At 71.5% G+C, this 18,625-nt stretch carries 13 protein-coding genes; 5 read left to right on the top strand and 8 right to left on the bottom strand.

From position 1 onward, the window contains the following. Positions 1 to 110: 110 nt before the first annotated feature. From EIL87_RS17640 to EIL87_RS17630, 4 genes are all read right to left on the bottom strand, one after another. Entirely contained in the window at positions 111 to 737 is a 627-nt protein-coding gene (locus EIL87_RS17640) for a permease prefix domain 1-containing protein (RefSeq protein ID WP_125091660.1), read from the bottom strand. Beyond that, positions 734 to 871: a hypothetical protein gene (locus EIL87_RS26860; protein WP_158628657.1), complete on the bottom strand. Its 138-nt coding sequence runs from the start codon at positions 869 to 871 to the stop codon at positions 734 to 736. The genes EIL87_RS17640 and EIL87_RS26860 overlap by 4 nt, the downstream gene beginning before the upstream one ends. 76 nt (positions 872 to 947) lie before the next feature. Next, positions 948 to 1,538, bottom strand: a complete 591-nt coding sequence (locus EIL87_RS17635) for a nitroreductase family protein (RefSeq protein ID WP_125091755.1) — start codon at positions 1,536 to 1,538, stop codon at positions 948 to 950. A gap of 28 nt (positions 1,539 to 1,566) precedes the next feature. Then, positions 1,567 to 2,655: a glycosyltransferase family 39 protein gene (locus tag EIL87_RS17630; protein ID WP_233576338.1), complete on the bottom strand. Its 1,089-nt coding sequence runs from the start codon at positions 2,653 to 2,655 to the stop codon at positions 1,567 to 1,569. 428 nt (positions 2,656 to 3,083) lie between these two features. Here EIL87_RS17630 and EIL87_RS17625 point away from each other — a divergent pair, with 428 nt between their 5' ends. From EIL87_RS17625 to EIL87_RS17615, 3 genes are all read left to right on the top strand, one after another. Continuing rightward, positions 3,084 to 4,349 carry an aspartate kinase gene (locus tag EIL87_RS17625; RefSeq protein ID WP_125091658.1) on the top strand — a complete coding sequence of 422 codons (1,266 nt, stop codon included), beginning with the start codon at positions 3,084 to 3,086 and terminating at the stop codon, positions 4,347 to 4,349. Further along, positions 4,349 to 5,413 (top strand): aspartate-semialdehyde dehydrogenase, encoded by a 1,065-nt coding sequence (locus EIL87_RS17620; protein WP_125091657.1) that lies wholly within the window; start codon positions 4,349 to 4,351, stop codon positions 5,411 to 5,413. The genes EIL87_RS17625 and EIL87_RS17620 overlap by 1 nt, the downstream gene beginning before the upstream one ends. 123 nt (positions 5,414 to 5,536) lie before the next feature. Beyond that, positions 5,537 to 7,009: a gluconokinase gene (locus tag EIL87_RS17615; protein WP_125091656.1), complete on the top strand. Its 1,473-nt coding sequence runs from the start codon at positions 5,537 to 5,539 to the stop codon at positions 7,007 to 7,009. Positions 7,010 to 7,315: 306 nt separating this feature from the next. Here EIL87_RS17615 and EIL87_RS17605 read toward each other — a convergent pair whose 3' ends face one another. The 3 genes from EIL87_RS17605 to EIL87_RS17595 form a co-directional block, all read right to left on the bottom strand. Then, positions 7,316 to 9,460, bottom strand: coding sequence for a dynamin family protein (locus tag EIL87_RS17605; RefSeq protein ID WP_199740478.1), 2,145 nt, complete (start codon positions 9,458 to 9,460; stop codon positions 7,316 to 7,318). Then, positions 9,457 to 11,277 carry a dynamin family protein gene (locus EIL87_RS17600; RefSeq protein ID WP_233576337.1) on the bottom strand — a complete coding sequence of 607 codons (1,821 nt, stop codon included), beginning with the start codon at positions 11,275 to 11,277 and terminating at the stop codon, positions 9,457 to 9,459. The genes EIL87_RS17605 and EIL87_RS17600 overlap by 4 nt, the downstream gene beginning before the upstream one ends. Positions 11,278 to 11,443: 166 nt before the next feature. Then, the gene (locus EIL87_RS17595) at positions 11,444 to 13,183 is read right to left on the bottom strand and encodes an IniB N-terminal domain-containing protein (RefSeq protein WP_125091654.1); all 1,740 of its coding nucleotides are present in this window, start codon (positions 13,181 to 13,183) and stop codon (positions 11,444 to 11,446) included. Between the two features lie 297 nt (positions 13,184 to 13,480). Here EIL87_RS17595 and EIL87_RS17590 point away from each other — a divergent pair, with 297 nt between their 5' ends. Both EIL87_RS17590 and EIL87_RS17585 read left to right on the top strand, forming a co-directional pair. Then, complete coding sequence (locus EIL87_RS17590) at positions 13,481 to 14,836, top strand: Hsp70 family protein (protein ID WP_125091653.1); 1,356 nt, start codon at positions 13,481 to 13,483, stop codon at positions 14,834 to 14,836. 120 nt (positions 14,837 to 14,956) lie between these two features. Further along, positions 14,957 to 17,416, top strand: a complete 2,460-nt coding sequence (locus EIL87_RS17585; RefSeq protein ID WP_233576336.1) for a helix-turn-helix transcriptional regulator — start codon at positions 14,957 to 14,959, stop codon at positions 17,414 to 17,416. Positions 17,417 to 17,463: 47 nt separating this feature from the next. Here the strand turns inward: EIL87_RS17585 and EIL87_RS17580 are convergent, their stop codons facing one another. Beyond that, the gene (locus EIL87_RS17580; protein WP_125091652.1) at positions 17,464 to 18,531 is read right to left on the bottom strand and encodes an alpha/beta hydrolase; all 1,068 of its coding nucleotides are present in this window, start codon (positions 18,529 to 18,531) and stop codon (positions 17,464 to 17,466) included. Positions 18,532 to 18,625 lie beyond the last annotated feature (94 nt).

Here is an 18,625-nt window from a genome sequence, read left to right as displayed (position 1 = left end):
GGAGATCAATTGCCGTAGATCGGTTCCGATCTTCACGCGGAGGAACCATTGTCCTGGTGCTTTCAGCGTCGGTGCGCACCTGATCGCGATTTCCCGGAATTCCCAGTCGCTCAACCGGCTCGCACCGCGCACTGCCGGCAGGTCTTCGCCGAGTTCGCCAGTGCCGAGTGCGCGGCGGCGGTGCCCGCGGCGATGAGCAGCAGCAGCGCCCAGTTCTCCGCCGGTGGCAGCGCGGTGGTGAGGAGGACCAGGGTGGTGAGCGGCATCGCGATGCTGGCGGCGGTGCCGGTCCAGGCCATGACGAGCGGAAGTGTGCCGGGCACCGACAGCCGACGGGTGATCACCAGCGCAGCGCAGCCCACGGCCGTGGCGGCGCCCGCGAGCGCGGTCAGCAACGGCACGTCCGGCGAGGCCGGGAGGCCCTGCTCGCCCCCGAGCGTCCACGCCACGCGCCAGCACCCGAGCAGCACCGGGACGGTGGCCAGCAGCACCAGCGCGGTGCGCCGGGTCTGCGCGACGGTGAGCTCCCACTGGCAGCTGGGCGCCACCTCCGCGGGCGTGCCGAACTCGCGCACCGCGTGGCGCGCGGCCTCCTCGGGCGGCTGCCCGGCGTCGGTGCGCGCGGCGACCGTGTCGGTCAGGCCGTCGCGGATCTCGCGGATCATGCGGGCCTTGGCCCGCGGGGGCCCGCGCAGCTCGGTGGCGAGTTCGTCGACGTAGTCCTCGATGGAGTTCACGCGCTGCTCCCGTCGACCGCTGCGCCCCGGGCGGTGGCGCTGCGGTGCGTGCTCGCCCGGCCGTCCACCGCGCCGGGTCCGGGCGCGGCGAGACGCGGAAGGTCCAGCTGCGCTCGCACCGACTCCGCCGTCATGCGGCCCATCCTATGGCCTGTACCAGGCGAAATGGGTGTTCTCGCTACGGGGCGTGGACCACACCGGGGGCGCGGGTCAGAAGAGCGGGGTGCCCCAGGAGTCGGTGAAGACGAGATCGGTGAGGGGCTTGCGGACCCGGGGACGGAGCTCCTTCTCGACCAGGCGGTCCGGCATGCCGTCGAGGTTGCCGAGGTCGCCGACGGCGATGGCGACCAAGGGCTCGAAGTCGTCCGGGATCGAGAACTCCACGCGCGCGGCCTCGCGGTCGAAGCCCGCCATCTGGTGCGCGTGCAGGCCCTCCGCGACCGCCTGCAGGACCAGGTTCTGGGTGGCCAGCCCGAGCCCGTACTCGCCGTAGGGCATCGGCTCGCCGTCCTCGTTGAGCGACTGCGCGACGCCGATCGCCAGCGCCGCGGCGTCTCCGGCCCATCCCTTGTTGCCCCGGGACAGCGTGCCGTGGATGCGGTCGAAGGTCGGCTCCCCGCGGCGGGCGGCGATGTACCGGGCGGGCTGGGTGTTGCCCCAGGAGGGAGCCCACCGGGCCGCTTCGAACAGCGCGGTGAACTGCTCGTCCCCGATGGTCGCCGACGGGTCCAGCGCACGCGGGCTCCAACGCTGGGCGAGCAAGGGGTGGAGCGGGACGGACGAGTCCGCCGTCTTGTCCAGTTCGGTCACCGAAACCTCCCGAGCGTGCTCAGATGGCGTATTCCCAGGCAGTCAGCGAGTAGGCACCCAGCCAAGAGCCGAAGAACACGAGCAGCACCGCCGACGTCACCGCTGTGGCCGGCCGCCGTTTGCTCAAGCCGATCGCGACCGGGATGAGCAGCGGGAACGCCGGCAACATCAACCGCACCTTCGAGTACATCAGCCCGTCCGAGCCGAGGTCCAGCAGCAGCACCGCCGCGGCGAACAGCACCAGCGGCCACGGCAGCCGGTGCCAGACGCACAGCGCCAGCAGCACCAGCGCGGCCAGCACGACCCACACCGTGAAGGTCTCGAAGACCGACTTCTCCTCGGACAGCGCCTCGAGCACGAACTGCGCGGTCGTCGCGCCGCCGTCGAAGGCCGACGACCAGCCGCGCGCCTGCAGCTCGAAGTAGCCGCCCGGCTTGCCGGTCTGCACGCCCACCCAGCCGATGTAGACGAGCATGCCCAGCGGTGCCAGCAGCACCGCGAGCCACGGCCGCCAGGAGTCCCGGCGCTGCACGATCGCGATCACCGCGGCCAGCCCGACCACCCCGATCAGGGCGGCGGCGGTCGGCCGGATCAGGCCCGCGGCGGTGCAGCAGAGCCCGGCCAGCGGCCAGTTGCGCTCGACGACGCCGATCAGCGCCCAGATCGACAGCGCGCAGAACAGCGCCTCCGAGTACGCCATCGACAGCACCACCGACATGGGCGCTGCGGCGAAGAGCACCACCAGGAGCAACCCGACCCGACGGCTCCCTCCGAGCCGCTCGCCCAGCCGCGCGAGGCCGTAGGCGGCGACCACGCCGCAGACCAGGCTCGCGGTGATCGCCGCGCCGAGGGTCGTCACGCCCGGGATGAGCGCGATGGCCATGATGAGCAGCGGATATCCCGGGAAGAACGCCAGCGGGGTCTCGGGGTACCGGTTCCCGAAGCCGTCCACCATGCTCGGGTTCACGCCGTCGTAACCGTGGGCGGCGATCTCGGTGTACCACTGCCCGTCCCAGGCGTTGAGGTTGTCGAGGAGCGACTCGTCGTGGACCGCTGAGAGCCACGCGAGGACCAGCAGTCCCACCAGCCGGATTGCGAGGTAGACCACAGCCGGGGTCAGCGCGATGATCGTCCGCCGTTGCCGCGGTGTACCCAGCCGTGCGCTGCCGTTCGATCGTGGGGCTTGCTGTTTCCGCTGCGTAGCTGCAGTGTTTCCGGTCTCCCCCAGGGGTGGTTCCAGCGCGCCCTGCGTGGTGGACAACCCGACGCTCCGCTCTTGTCGACAATCGCGCCCAACAGGGTAGACGTGAGCTTCGTGATTGGGGTTCACCCCCAGTGGTCGGTAGGCTAGTCCGGCAGCGGAGCGACCTGGTCGAAGGCCGTTTCGGCCGTGATCGGCCGACGCTGCCTCCTTCCGGTCGCGGGGCGGAGGGCGCATCCCGATCCGGGTGTGCCGCTGCTCTTCGTCCACCCGGTGTCAGCGCGGGGAGAACCCGCGCCCGGGACGACCGCAGCGGCCGAGGAGGTTTGTTTCACGTGGCGCTCGTCGTCCAGAAGTACGGCGGTTCCTCACTCGAGAGTGCTGATCGCATCAAGCGGGTCGCCGAACGCATCGTCGAGACCCGCAAAGCGGGCAACGACGTCGTCGTCGTGTGCTCCGCGATGGGTGACACCACTGACGAGCTGCTCGACCTCGCCAAACAGGTCAACCCGGGCCCGCCGGAGCGGGAACTCGACATGCTGCTGACCGCGGGGGAGCGGATCTCCAACGCGCTGGTCGCGATGGCCGTCGAGTCGCTCGGCGTGGAAGCCCAGTCGTTCTCCGGCTCGCAGGCCGGCATGATCACCACGTCCGCGCACCAGAACGCGCGGATCGTCGACGTCACCCCGGGCCGCATCCAGGAGGCGCTGTCCGAGGGCCAGGTCGCCCTGGTCGCCGGCTTCCAGGGTGTTTCGCAGGACACCAAGGACATCACCACGCTCGGCCGTGGCGGCTCGGACACCACCGCCGTCGCGGTGGCCGCCGCCATGAACGCCGACGTGTGCGAGATCTACACCGACGTGGACGGGGTCTACACCGCCGATCCGCGCATCGTGTCCGACGCGAAGCACCTCGACCACATCACCTACGAGGAGATGCTGGAGATGGCGGCCACCGGCGCCAAGGTGCTGCACCTGCGCGCGGTGGAGTACGCCCGTCGCTACGGCGTGCCGCTGCACGTCCGCTCGTCTTACTCGCCCAAGCCCGGCACGACAGTGTCCGGTTCAGTGGAGGACCTTTCCGTGGAACAGGCGATGATCACCGGCGTGTCGCACGACCGGTCGGAAGCCAAGGTCACCGTGCGCGGTGTGCCGGACAACCCGGGCGTCGCGGGCCGCATCTTCCGCGTGGTCGCCGACGCCGAGATCGACATCGACATGGTGCTGCAGAACGTCTCCGGCATCGCGTCCGGCAAGACCGACATCACCTTCACGGTGGCGCGCAGCAACGGTGCGGTGGCCGTGGCCGAGCTCGAGAAGATCGCCGGTGAGGTGGGCTTCGAGGAGGTCGTCTACGACGACCAGGTCGGCAAGGTCTCGCTGGTCGGCGCGGGCATGCGCTCGCACCCCGGCGTGACGGCGACCTTCTGCGAGGCGCTGTCCAACGCCGGCGTCAACATCGACATCATCAACACCTCGGAGATCCGCATCTCGGTGCTGATCCAGGACACCCAGCTCGACACGGCCGTGAGCGCGCTGCACGAGGCCTTCCAGCTGGGCGGCGACGAGGAAGCGGTCGTGTACGCGGGGAGTGGTCGCTGATGAGTTCCGCGCAGGCCCCCACCCTGGCCATCGTCGGCGCCACCGGCGCCGTCGGCACGGTCATGATCGACATCATCAACAACCGCGACTCCGTGCCGTGGGGTGAGATCCGGTTGATCGCCTCGCCGCGGTCGGCCGGCAAGAAGATCACCGTGCGCGGCCAGGAGAACACCGTGGTCGCCCTGGCGCCGGAGGCCTTCGACGGCGTGGACATCGCGCTGTTCGACGTGCCGGACGAGGTCTCCGCGGAGTGGGCCCCGGTGGCCGCCTCGCGCGGTGCCGTCGCGGTCGACAACTCCGGTGCCTTCCGGATGGACCCCGAGGTGCCGCTGGTGGTGCCCGAGGTCAACCCGGAGAAGGTGCACGAGCGCCCCAAGGGCATCATCGCCAACCCGAACTGCACCACGCTGTCGATGATGGCGTCGCTGGGCGCGCTGCACCGCGAGTTCGGGCTGCGGGAACTGGTCGTGTCCTCCTACCAGGCCGCTTCCGGTGCCGGCCAGGAAGGCGTCGACCGGCTCTACGCGGAGCTGGAGGCGGTGGCCGGCAAGCAGGTCGGCGTCCACGGCGGTGACGTCGCCGACGCGCTGGCCGCGGCGGGCCTGTCCGCTGAGACCCCGTTCAAGGCGCCGCTGGCGCTCAACGTCGTCCCGTGGGCGGGTTCGCGCAAGGACGACGGCTGGACCTCCGAGGAGCTCAAGGTCCGCAACGAGTCCCGGAAGATCCTGGGCATCCCGGAGCTGAAGGTCTCGGCGACCTGCGTCCGCGTTCCGGTGCTGACCACCCACTCGCTGGCGGTGCACGCCACGTTCGAGCGCGAGGTGTCGGTCGAGCAGGCGCACAAGGTCTTCTCCGACCAGCCGACGATCGTGCTGCAGGACGACCACGACAACGGCGTGTTCCCGACCCCGGCGGCCGTCGTCGGCGGTGACCCGACCTACGTCGGTCGCGTCCGCCAGGCGCTGGACTTCCCGAACACGCTGGACTTCTTCGTGTGCGGCGACAACCTCCGCAAGGGCGCGGCCCTCAACACCTACGAGATCGCCGAGACGCTCGCGACGTGATCTGAGCAGGCGGTCGTGGGCGCCCACTCCCTCCCGGGGAGTGGGCGCCTTCGCGTTCGCGGGGTGATCCTGAGCACCACGCCTGGGCTGAGCGGGCGCCATCCGGCCGGATAGGTTCAGGGCATGAGCTCCATCCCGGTCGTGCTGGGTGTCGATCTGGGCACCACCGCTACCAAGGTCGTCGCCGCAGGCACCGATGCTCGGGTCCTGCACACCACCGAGCGCGGGTACCCGCTGCGCACCGACGAAGCGGGGGAGGCCACCCAGGACGCGGCCGAGGTGCTGCGGGCCGCGGTCGAGGCGCTGACCGAGTGCGCGTCGTGGGCGCGCGAGCAGGGCCACGAGGTCGCCGGGTTGTCGTTCAGCAGCGCGATGCACACCCTCGTGGGGCTCGACTCCCGGGGCGAGCCGGCGACGCGGGCGTTCAACTGGGCCGACACCCGGGCCTCCGAGGTCGCCGCGCGCCTGCGCTCGGAACCTGCCACGTCGTCCGCGCTGCACCGCGCGACCGGAACCCCCGTGCACACCCAGTCGGTCATGGTGAAGCTGGCCTGGCTGACCTCCGGTGGTGCCGAGATCGGCGAGGTCGACCGCTGGTGCGCGCTCAAGGACTACGTGGTGTCCGCCTTCACCGGCGAGTTCGTCACCGAGCACTCGTTGAGCTCCGGCAGCGGGTTGCAGGACATGCACACGCTGACGTGGCACGAGCCCGCGCTCCAGGTCGCCGGCATCAACGCCGCGCAGCTGCCCGAGCTGCGCGAGCCCACCGCCTCGCTCCCGCTCGGCTCGCAGGTCGCCACGGCCGCCGGGCTCCCGGCAGGCCTGCCGGTCGTGCTCGGCGGCGGTGACGGCCCGCTGGCGAACCTCGGCGTGGGTGCGGTGGCCCCCGGTGTCGCGGCGCTGTCGCTGGGCACCAGCGGTGCGCTGCGGGTGACCCGCGACAAGCCCGGTGTGGACGAGCGGTGCCGCACCTTCAGCTACGCGCTGGCCGACGGCCTGTGGGTGATCGGCGGTGCGGTCAGCAACGGCGGTGTCGTCGGGCAGTGGGCCGCCGAGGCGTTCGGCGTGGACGTGGCGGAGCTCCTCGACGAGGCCGCCGCCGTCCCGCCGGGCGCGGACGGGCTGATGGCCCTGCCGTACCTGCTGGGCGAGCGCGCTCCGTGGTGGGAACCGGGCCTGACCGGCGCCTTCCTCGGGCTGCGGCGCTCGCACGGGCGCGCGGAGATGACTCGCGCGGTGATCGAGGGCGTCGCGCAGCAGCTCGCGCTGGTCCGCGACGCGGTCGCCGACACCGGTGCCGAGGTCCACGCGGTCCGCGCCACCGGAGGCGGGTTCCGCAGCCGGCTCTGGGCCGAGACCATCGCCTCGGCCTTGGACATGGACCTCGACCTCGCCGAGGGCAGCGGCGGTTCAGGTCTCGGCGCGGTCCTGCTGGCCTGGCGCGCGCTCGGCGAGATCGACTCGCTCGCGCACGCCGCGGAACTGGTCACGGTCGACGCCCAGGTCGCCCCGGACCCCGCCGCCGCGGAGGTGCTTGCCCACCGGCGCCCCCTCATCGACCGCCTCCACCAGACCCTCCGAGACTTCTCCCTCTGAGCCACACCACAACCCTGGTGCCTGGCTGATAGGCAGCCTTCCCCTGCACCGCCCCGCCGCTCAGGCGGCGGGGCGACACCCGTCGCGCCGGGTGTCGCCAAGCTCTCGGACGATCCAGCCCGAGGGGCACCCCACGCGAGAGGGAGTCCCCTCCCGCCCCGACCCGCGGTACCCGCCACCAAGGCCGGGTGTGCTGGTGCTGGTCAGAGGGGTGGTGCGGTGGGCTAACGGCAGGTCGCGCGCAATGTCGTCAGCGGCGGGCGTGCACCTCGGGTGGTGACGGTTCGGGCCCCCGCGGGAGCGAGGTCAGCCTCGGGAGTGGCGGCCTGAGGGGGTGGGGTCGACGTAGTGGGCCGGCTCGTCGGGGTCCGGTTTGGCGTGGCTGCCCGTGGACGGGTTCACGCTGGAGCGGCTCGAGGCTTCGTCCGGGTCCGGGGCACGGCGCCGTCCGCCCGTGCTGGTGCCGACCTCGCGCAGGGCGCGGCGGCCGGTCGGGTGGTCGTGCTGCTGCAAGAACTGCGTGGCCGGCGTTCTCCCGGGGTTGTCCGTGCTGCGCGACGACGTGGACCACTCGCCCTGGTGAGCGCGTTCGGCTTCGGCGGCACGCCTGGCCTGCTCGGCCTCCGCCGCCTGGCGGGCTTGCTCGGCCTGCCTGGCCTGCTCCGCCTCCGCCGCCTGGCGAGTGGGTTCGGCTTCCGCGGCCTGGCGGGCCTGCTCCGCCTCGGCTGCACGGCGGGCTTGCTCGGCCTGCCTGGCCCGCTCCGCCTCCGCCGCCTGGCGGGCTTGCTCGGCCTGGCGGGCCTGCTCCGCCTCCGCCGCCTGGCGGGCTTGCTCGGCCTGGCGGGCCTGCTCCGCCTCCGCCGCACGCCGGGCCTGCTCGGCCTGGGCCTGCGCCTGCGCCTGTTGCTGCGCGAGCACCTGAGCTTGCTGCTGGGCCTGGGATGGGGCCTGCTGCTGGGCCCGGTGGCCCGGTTGGGGCTGGGGCGGACCCGGGTTCTGGACCTGGTGCAAGATCACCCGTTCCGCGCTGCGCAGGACGGTGCGGACGGCCTCGCGGTGTGAACGGTCGAGCAGCGGGTTGACCGCCTGCTCGCGCCAGCGCGACAGGGTCGCGGTGGCCGCGTCGGCGAGGTCGGTGGGCGTGGCCGTCTCCTCGAGGCCGAGCCGGGCGTGCGCGGACTGCCCTGAGGTGCCGAGCAGCCGCTTCGCCTCGGCCTGCAGCGGGCGGGCGAACCGGACCTGCCCCGAGTCCAGCGCCGACAGGGTGCGCAGCTCGTTCCACTCGTGGGCGTTGGTGAGCACCCGCTCGAACTCGCCGAGCAGCTGCTGCACCCCGGGACGCGGGTTGGCACGCAGGACCATGTCCACCGCGAGCAGGGCCGACCGGGCGCGCAGCGCGTCCTGGCGCTCGACGAACTGCGAGTGCAGCGTCTCCTGCAAGGTGTTGAGGCCGCTCGTCTCCAGCAGCTCCTGCTGCAGCTGCTGGGCCGAGCTGGCGCCGCCGCGCAGCAGCTCCAGCGAGCGCGAGATGCCGTGGTGTCCGAAGCGTTCCAGCAGCCGCTGCCGGATCTCCGAGGGCACCGCCTCCAGCCCGGCCTTGATGAACCGCTCGGCCGAGAGCAGCAGCGTGTCCCGGTCGGTGTCGGAGAGCCGCGACAGGTAGGCGAGGATCTTGAAGTCGTCCTCGGTCATCGTCGAGGCGGCTTGTCCGAGCAGCCCCACCACCGGGATGAAGTGCTGGGCGAAGGAGCTCAAGGTCGGGTCGGTGCGGTAGCGCTCGGCGATCCGCTCGGCCGACGCCAGCGCCTCGGCGCCGCCGTCACCGGTCTCGTCGGCCCGGGAGAACGCGACGATGGTGTTGATCGGCACGCAGCGCGCCGTCTGCAGCTCGTTGACCGACTGCAGGAACTGCAGGTCGGTCTGCCGCGGGTAGCGCGTCAGGTACAGCACGGCGTCGGACTCGGACAGGATCTGGGCGAGCGCGGAACGCCCGGTCTCCTGCACGGCGGCGGAGGCCACGCCGGGCGTCTCGATTAGCGTGATCGCCTGCAGGCCCGGTGTCGGGGATTCGATGACCAGCCGGGAGACCTCGTCCGGCCGCCAGTGCTGCAAGTCCCGGATGGTCGCGGAGTCCAACGTGGACACCGGCACGTTCTGCACCGCGCCGTGCGGCGTGTGCACCAGGATCTTCGGCTCGGGCCCGTACTGGTAGAACGTCGTGACCTGCGTGCGCTCCTCGGCGTCCGTCGGCGCGAGGTCGCTGCCGATCAGCGCGTTGATCAGCGTGGACTTGCCCGACTTCACGCGCCCGCTCACCGCGATCCGCAGCGGCTGGTCGAGGCGTTCCAGCCGGTCCCGCAGCCACGTCGAGGTGCGCGGGTCGTCGCGGTAGAACGTCAGGGTCCGCAGCAGCAGGCCCTTGGCCCGCTCCAGGAGGGCTTCGGTGCTCATGCGGCGGTGATCCGGTTCTGCGTGAGCTGGGTGACCCGGCGGCGCAGCACGGTGATCTCCTCGAGCTTCTGCTTGATCTCCCGTGCCCGCTGGTCGCGGTCGACGGCGCTGCGCTCGGCGGAACGCTTGATCGCCTGGATGGACTGGCTGATCTCCATCTGGGCGTCCTCGGTGATCCGGGTGAAGTGCTTGTGCAGCGCCTTGTGGATCGCGCGGATGGTGTCCTTCGAGTCCTTGTTGACCTGGAAGATCACCTGCTCGATGTGCCGCTGCACGTTGCTCTTGGCTTCGGTCTGGCGGCGGCGCAACCGCATGTCCTTCTCTTCCTTGAGGCTCTTGGTGCCCAGCAGCACGCCCGCCGAGATCGACACGACGTTCATCAGCGGCAACCCGGCCATCGTGGTGATCAGGCCGAACATGAGCACACCGCCGTAGGAGCCACGCAGACCGGTCAGGACCTGGTCGAAGTTCTTGTAGTCGGCGCCGGTCGGCAGCTTCGGCCCGGGCACGTCCTCGAGCGGTTCCGGCGGCAGCACCGGGTTCAGCTCGGGCGGGCGGCTCATCTGCTGCGGGGGCATCTGCTCGGCGACCATCTCGGCGAGCCGCTGCTGGCGCTGCTCCAGCCAGCCGAAGGTCTCGGTGATCGCGTCGGTGAGCCGGGCCTGCAGCCACCGGGTGAAGTCGTCCCAGATGGTCAGCGGGTCGGCGACCTCGAAGATCTCGTTGACCTCGTGCAACACCGCCCAGGTGCGCTCGCGGAAGTCGTACTCGATGTCGGTGAACAGCTCGGAGATGCCGTCGTTGAGCGTCTTCTGCCAGTGCTGCGAGATGCGCCGCAGGTCTTCCGCCCGGCGCTGGGCGGTCTCCAGCTCGACGAGCGTTTCCGCGGCGGTGCGCGGGTTCTGCGCGGCGAGCTCGGCGCGCAGCGAGTCGTTGATCTGGGTCAGCGCCTCGGAGACGTTGTGCGCCACCAGCCTCCGGGTGAACTGCTCGTGCTGCCCGGCGAGCTCGGTCTGCAGGAACTCCAGCAGCTGCGGGAAGCCGGACTCGGCGTTGAGGTTGGTGTTGCGCGACTGCATGGCGCGCATCCGGATGTCGGCCGAGACCGGGAACAGCTTCGCCGAGATGCCCGCGTTGCTCAGGTGCTTGCGGTTGACCTCGAGGACCTTCCGCCAGTGCGGGGTCCGGTCGATCTTGGGCATCACCAGGGCGATGTTCGGGCACAGCGCGGTGGCCTGCTTGAGGAACGCGAGCTCGTTGGTGGTCAGCTCCTGGGTGGAGTCCGACACCATGAGCAGCGCGTCGGCTTCGGCGACCACGGACAGCGTCGTGCTGGTGAGGAAGGACGAGACGCTGCCCACACCGGGGGTGTCCATGAGCGCCAGGCCGTTCTGCAGCACCGCTCGAGGGATGCCGATCTCACCGCGCGTGACCGGACGGCCGTTCGCGGCGGCGCGCTCCATGTGCTCGCGAACCTGGTCGATGGGCACCGGCGTGCGGTCCAGGGCGACCGGACCGGGGGTGGGCTCCTGCTCGATCAACTGCGCGGTCGGCTCGTCGGAGTAGCGCACGAGCGTCGGCACGGTCGTGGTGACGTCGTCGCCGGAGGGGCAGACGGGGGCGTTGACGATGGCGTTGACCAGGGCAGATTTGCCCTGCTTGGACTCGCCGACCACCAGCACCAGCTGAGTCGGGTCGAGGACCCGGCTCCTGATCTGGCGCAAGCGGCCGTGCAGATCGGCGCGCTGCTGCTCGGCGCACTCGGCAGTAGCGCGATCGATCAGTTCCACCAACGCCGTCTCGATCACGGCGGCCATTGTGTCGTGCCGCGGCGGTTAGAGAAACCCAATCGGTTGAACTCACATCGTTACCGCGTACTCGCAGTGTTGTTAAAGTAACGCGAATTTTCCGGATGATGAAAAATGCCGGGATCCGCTCAGGGAGCGGGTCCCGGCATCTTCAGGGCTCAGTCGCGGAGAGCGATCAGAGCAGACCGTCCAGCGGCAGCGCGTCCGTGGCGGTGTTGGTCAGGTCCTCGAGCGGCTCGCCGACGACCGGGCCCGCGACCGGCAGGTCGCTCGGGGCCGGCAGGTGCGAGACCACGTCGCCGACCGGAGCCAGCGGGGCGTCGACCGGCAGGGCCGAGGTGACGTCCTCGACCGGCAGCGCGTCGGTCGGCGCGGCGGAGGCCAGGTCGTCGACCGGCAGCGCCGAGGTGACGTCGCCACCCGCGACCGTGTCGGTCACGGAGCTGGCCAGGTCGCCGGCGACCGGGACGTTGGAGACCGCGTCGGTCACCGTGCCGGCGACGCCGCCGATGGCGTCGGTGCCGACCGGGACGTTGTTGAGCAGGTCGCCGCCCGCGGCACCGCCGGCCACGTCGCCCACGACCGGGACGTTGCCGACCGCACCGGTGGCGGTGTCGGCGACCTCGCCCACGACCGGGACGTTCGAGACGGCGCCGGTCACGTCGCCCGAGGCCACGTCGCCCAGCGCGTCGCCCACGACCGGGACGTTCGAGCCGGCGTCGCCCAGCGTGCCGGCGATGCCGGTCACGTCGCCCGAGGTCACGTCGTTGGCGACGTCACCCACGACCGGGACGGAGCCGATGGTGCCGGTGGCGGTGGAGACCACGTCGCCCACGACCGGGGCGCCGGCCACGATGCCCAGCGGGTCACCGCTGGCGGCGGCACCGGTGGCGGCACCGGCCACGTCGCCCACGACCGGGACGTCGCTGACGACGCCGGTGGCGGTCTCGGCCACGTCGCCCACGACCGGCAGGTCGCCCGCAACGCTGGTGGCCTTCTCGGTCACGTCACCGGCGATGCCGGTCACGTCGCCGGAGGCCACGTTGCCGACCACGTCGCCGACGACCGGGGCCTCGGAGACGGTGCTGGTCAGGTCACCGGCAACACCGGTCACGTCACCGGAGGTGACGTTGCCGACCACGTCGCCGACGACCGGGGCGTCGCCCACGACCTGGGTCACGTTGGAGGCCACGTCGCCCACGACCGGGGCGTTGTTGACCACGTCGGTGACGTTGCCGGAGGTCACGTCGCCCACCACGCTGGTGGCGTCGCCGAAGACGTCCAGCGAGCCGTCGAAGACGTGGGTGGCGGTGCTGGTGACCGAGCCGACCGTGGAGGACAGGTCCAGGCTGTCGCCACCGATGTTCAGGCTGTTGCCCGACAGGATCTCGTTGCCCGACGCGATGTCGTGCACGTTGACCACGTTGTGCGAGTCGACGTCGTTGTGCTCGATGTCGACGTTGTTGTTCGCGGGGGCCGGGGCCGGCATCTGGGCGTCGACGTCGCCGCCCTTGCCGAAGTCGTCAGAGGGGGTCTGCAGCATGCTGAGTTCTTCCTGCTCGTGTGGATGTGCGGGATGCAGTTCACTGATCGCGACGTGCTGGTTGCTCGCGGCGAACTTCTCGACGCTGCTGGAGAGCGAGCGATCGTACGCGTTGACCACCTCGACCGGCGCGTAGTCGAGGACCAGCGACGTTGCTTGCAGAACGTCTGTCGCGCTCATTTCCCCGAGTCCGACCTGATCCAGCGTGGCTTGCGGATCAGCGTCGAAGGCCGACCGTGCGGCCGGGTCGCTGACGAGGCGCGTGAGGAACTCGTGCAGCGTCGGTTCCGCGGGCAGGCCGGAGTTGGAGTGCGTCCCGGGGTCGGAGATGGGGGACTCGGCCTGACCGGAGGGGTGCTGAGGGTTCGCCATCGTCGGACCTCCCGATGCTCAGCGTTACTCGGCTAGGTGGACCGAGTGAGGTCGTGCCGTCCCTCACTCCTGTGATCATCACCGTAGGGAAGCACCGCCCCCTAGCCATCGGGTACGACTCCTAGTTATCAAGACCTCTATTAGGGGGTCTGTTGGGTAGCTCGTTGGGGGGTGTGGAGGGGGCTCCTGAACCAGTCGGTAACCGAATGCCGCTAGATTGTGTGCACCCGTGCCGCGCACGTGACCCCCGATCGGGGACCCTGGTGCGCGGCCGAGTCGGTGACACGAAGGGATTGCATGCCTTACGTCCTGGGCGTTCACCTGGGCGCGACGGTGACGACCGCCGCCACGGCCAGGCGCAACGGTGGCCGCTGGGCGGCCACGGTCCCGGTGCCCTTGGCGGCCGGCGGCCCGGTCGTGCCGACCGTGCTCTGCAAGGTCCAGGACGGGTCCTTCGTGGCCGGGGAGGCCGCCGCCCGCCAGGAGGTCGACCACCACGAGTGGGTCGCGCGGGGGTTCACCAGCAGGCTCGGGGACGACCTGCCGCTCGTGGTCGGCAGCGAGTTCGTCCCGGCCCAGCGGTTGGTCGCCGCGATGGTCGAGTGGGTCTCCGACGCCGTGGCGCAGCGGCAGGGGTACCCGCCCGAGCACATCGCCATCGCGCACAGCGCCGCCTGGGGCCCGCACCGCGTGCACCTCGTGCAGCAGGCGCTGGGCCAGCTCGGGATCACCGACGTCACGATGGTCCCCGAACCGGTCGCCGTCGCCCTGGACTACGCCAGCAAGCAGCGGGTCGAGGAGCAGCACCCGCTCGTGGTCGCCAACGTCGGCGGCAGCGGCTTCGACGCGACGGTGCTGCGACGCCGGCACCGGTCCTTCGAGGTGGTCGGCTCGCCGCTCAACACCGACCACCCCTCGGGCCAGGACCTCGACGACGAGGTGTTCGGGCTGGTCCGCGAGCAGTTCTCGACCCAGCTCGCCGCGCTCGACGCCACCGACCGCGACCACAGGGCTGCGCTGGCGGCGCTGCGCGCCGAGTGCGTGCGGGCCAAGGAGGCGCTGTCGCACCAGGCCGGCGTCTCGCTGTGGGTGGACCTGCCCGGGGTGCGCACCGAGTTCGGCCTCTCCCGCGGGCGCTACGAGCAGCTGGCCCGCCCGCACCTGGAACGCGTGCCGGAACTGATCTCGCAGGCGGTGCAGTCGGCGTCGCTGCGCCAGGACGACGTCGAGACGATCGTGCTGGCGGGCGGTACCGCGCGGACCCCGCTGCTCAAGCAGCTGGTCGCCGAGCGGCTGCAGACGCCGCCGCTGGTCGACGTGGCACCGGAGCTGACCGCCGCGAGCGGTGCGGCGCTGGCCGCCCAGCAGGTGCTGTCCACCGACACCGACCGGGGTTCGATCGCTGAGACCAGCGTGCTGATGCGGGTCGAGGGCTTCGACGCGGTCGACGACGTGGATGACGAACCCAAACCCGTCGAACGCCCGCCCATCGAGGTCGAGCCGCTGCCGATCGAGCCCCCCGACGAGACGCGGCTCAAGCGCATGAAGATCATCAAGCTGGTGGCCGCGGTGGTGCTGATCGCCCTGGGCATCGTGATCACCTTCATGACAAAGGACCACTCGATCACCGGCGTGGTGGATCTGCTCAAGTAGCTCCGGTACCGCGATTTCGTTAACGGAACGGCATACCGCGCAACGCGCTCCGGCCCCGCCACCGTCAGCCAACTGATCAAGACCGCTGGACCCGGTGACCGGACGACAAGGAAGGCAGGCGTGAATCACTCGACGACATCCCGCGCCGCCCTGGTCCCGGACGGGCACGCGAGCGGGTTGCGGTCGGCTGTCGAGTCCTCCCCGGGCTCGCCGATCGTGGCCGGCATCCAGGGCGCGGGCGGGTTCGGCAAGACCGCCCTGCTCGAATCGATCGGCGCCACCTACCGCGAGGCGGGTGTGCCGGTGCTGGGCGCACGGGAGCTCGACCGGGCCGACGAGGGCGCGGTGCTGGTCGACGACGCGCACCGGCTCGACGACGAGCTGCTGCGGCCGCTCTGCGAGCTCGCCCGTCGTCCCGGCGTCCGCCTGCTGGTCGCGTACCGGCCGGGTCCGCGCAGCGAGGCGCTGGGCGAGCTGATCGGCGAGCTCGGTGCGCCGGTGCTGCTGGGTGCCCTCGGGTTGGAGGAGATCGCCGAGCGTTCCGGCTGCAACGCGCTGGACTGGGTCGGCTGGGTGCAGACCCAGACCGGCGGTGTCCCGCGCTACGTCTCCCGGTTGCTGGCCGAAGCCGAACCGGGCCGGGCCGAACTGCCTGCCCGCGCGCTCGACCACTTCCAGCACGACCTCGACCAGCTCGGCGAGACCGGGTGGAAGTGCGCGACGGCGATGGCCATCGGTGCCACCCCGCACCCCGACCTGCTGGCCGCCGTGGTCGGCACCGACGGCGAGTCGATCGCGCCGGTGCTGACCGCGATGCGCTCGGGTGCGATGCTCGGCGCCGAGGACGCGCTGCTGCCGATCGTGCGCGCGGCGGTGCTCAGGCTGACCTCCTGGGAGCGGCGGCTGCGGATCACCCGGAAGCTGGTGGAACTGCAGCTCTCCCGCGGCGGCCCGGTGCTGCCGCTGGTCGCTCCGCTGCTGGAGGCGCCGATGGCGCTGCTGCCGGAGGCGACCCTGGCCAAGGCCTTCGAGCGCGCCGGCGACGAAGCCGTCCAGGTCGCACCGCACCTGGCGGGAAGGCTGCTCTCGGCGGCGGTCTCGGCCGGGGTCCCGGCCAGTTCGGTGGTGGCGCGGCAGGCGCGGGCGGCCGCGGTCTCCGGTGATCTCGACGAGGCCCTGCGGCTGGCCGACCGCGTGATCGTCGACGAGAACGCCCCGGACCGGGAGCTGGGCGTCCAGGTCGCTGCGGGCGTCCTCGCGCACCGCGGGTTGCTGGAGCGCTCGGCGGAACTGTGCCGCTGGTCGGCGGCGAAGTTGCGCTGGCCCGGTGACCGGGCGTTCGCGTCGGTCGGGCTGATCGGTTCCGGACGGCTGGCCGAGGCCGAGGAACTGCTGCAGACCGGGGACGACGCCGGTCCGCCGACCTCGATGACCGGTGCCGCCACCCAGATGGCCGTGGGGGTGCGCGAGTCCGTCGTCGGCTCCGCGACCACGGCGTTGTCCACCTTGGTGCGTGCGGCGTCGTTGTCGGAGCCGTTGGGGCGCGGTGTGCTCGTGCCCGAGACCCCTGCCGCCGCGGCCGCGCTGGTCGCGCTGCACTGCGGGGAGCTCGACGTCGCGCAGTCCACGTTGGACCGCGCGGTGGAGACCGGGGCGGGTGGTGCGCTGCTGCACAACCGCCACCGCCTGCTGTCCGCGTGGCTCCCGCTGGTCAAGGGGGACACGGTCACCGCGCGGGCGAAGCTCCCCGACGCGGCCGAGCTGGCAGCGCGCGACCGGTTGATGGCCACCGCGATCGAGGCCGGCATCGCCAGCCGGGACAACGACATGACCGCGCTGGCCAACGCCCGCGCGCAGGCCAGGCAGGTCGCCGCCGAGCACTCGGTGGACCTGTTCTCGCTGCTGCCGCTGGGTGAGCTGGTGGTGGCCGCGGCCCGGCTGCGCGACCAGGAGTGGATCGCCCCGTACCTCGACGAGGCGGACGCGCTGCTCGAACGCCTCGGCAACCCACCGCTGTGGACGTCGATGCTGCTGTGGAAGCGGTTGCAGGCGGCCATCGTCCTGGAAGAGGTCGAGGGCGCACGTCGCTGCGCGGAGCGCTTCGACGCGCTGGCGCACCACAACGCCCTCGCCGGTGCCATGGCCGAAGCCGCGCGGGTGTGGTTGCAGGTGCTCGGCGGTGAGGTCGACCAGGAGGAGGTCGAGCGGATCGCGCGCGGCCTGCACGGGGCCGGTCTGGCTTGGGACGGCGCCCGCCTCGCGGGCCAAGCCGCCCTCCGCACGCACGACCGCCGCGCCATGCTCTCGCTGCTCGAGTGCGCCCGCGCGCTGCAGGGCAAACCCCCGCGGCCGCGCGCGGTCAACGCGACCGGCCCGGAGTCGGAGCTGCTCTCCGAGCGGGAGAAGGAGGTCGCGGAACTGGTGCTGGCGGGTCTGACCTACAAGCAGGTCGGCAAACGCCTGTTCATCTCGGCGAAGACGGTCGAGCACCACATCAGCCGGATCAAGCAGCGCCTCGGCTCGGGCAGCCGCGAGGAACTGCTCACCCGCCTCCGCGAGCTCCTCGGCAACCAGGACTGAGCCGGCCGCGGGGCGGTTCCGGTGTGGACCGGAACCGCCCCGACCGGTCAGCCCTTGTGCAGTTCGAGGGCCGCGCGGACGGTGCCGACGATCTCGAAGAGGGCTTCCTCGAAGCGGTGGCCGACCGGGCGGATGTTGGCGAAGCCGTGGATGAGGTCCGGGAACCGGCGCGCCACGACCGGCACACCCGCGTCCGACAGCGCCTTGGCGTAGGCCTCGCCCTCGTCCCGCAGCGGGTCGAACCCGCAGGTCACGACGTAGGCCGTGGGCAGGTCGGAGTGGTCGTCGGCGAGCAGGACCGACAGGCGCGGGTCGGCGAGGGTGGACTCCTGCGGCGAGTACTGCTCCATGAACCAGGTCATGTCGTGGTCGGTGAGCAGGAAGCCGTTGCCGAACAGCTCCCGTGAGCGCCTGCGCCTCGTGGCGTCCACGGCCGGGTACAGCAGCAGCTGGAACACCGGCTTCTGCTCGCCCGCGCGGGTCGTCCGCAGCGCCACCGCGGCGGCGAGGTTGCCCCCCGCCGAGTCACCGCCGACGGCGATCGCGTCGCTGGAGGAGCCCAGGTCGGCGGCGTTGTCCACCGCGTAGTGGTAGGCGGCCAGCGCGTCGTCCAGAGCAGCCGGGAACGGGTACTCCGGCGCCAGCCGGTAGTCCACCGACAGCACCCGGATGCCGGCGTGCTTGGCGAGGAACCGGCACAGGTCGTCGTGGCTGTCGAGGTCGCCGATCACCCAACCGCCACCGTGGTAGAAGACCAGCAGCGGACCCGTCTCGGTGACCTCCCGCGGCCGGTAGAGCCGCGCGGGCAGGTCGCCGTCGTCGGTCGGGATGCTCCGCTCGGCGACGACCACACCGGGCACCGGCGATCCGGCGGTGATCTTCGTCGCCCTGGCCATGCCGGCGCGGGCCTTCGCCGCCGTCTCGGCGGACAGCCCGGTCTGGCCGGTCAGCTTCTGCAGCTTGAGGAGCAGCTGCGCGTCCAGCGCGAGCTCCTGGTCGTCGATCCGGATCGGCGGGCCCGCGATGAGCCTGCGCAGGGGCTGTGGAAGGGCGAAAACGGCGCGCATCGCCGCGCCTTCCAGTGTGGGCTGCAGCGCTTCGATGACGTTCGGCATGAGCGTGACCTTCCCGGGAAGGTGGTGGTTGTGCGTTATGTTACCCGCAAGTAGCCAAGTGTTCCGCGAACAAGCTCGCCGACCTTGACCTCCA

The organism is Saccharopolyspora rhizosphaerae (assembly GCF_003931915.1).
In the GTDB taxonomy this organism is placed as follows: Bacteria; Actinomycetota; Actinomycetes; order Mycobacteriales; family Pseudonocardiaceae; genus Saccharopolyspora; species Saccharopolyspora rhizosphaerae.
This window is presented reverse-complemented; position numbering and strand designations above follow the sequence as displayed.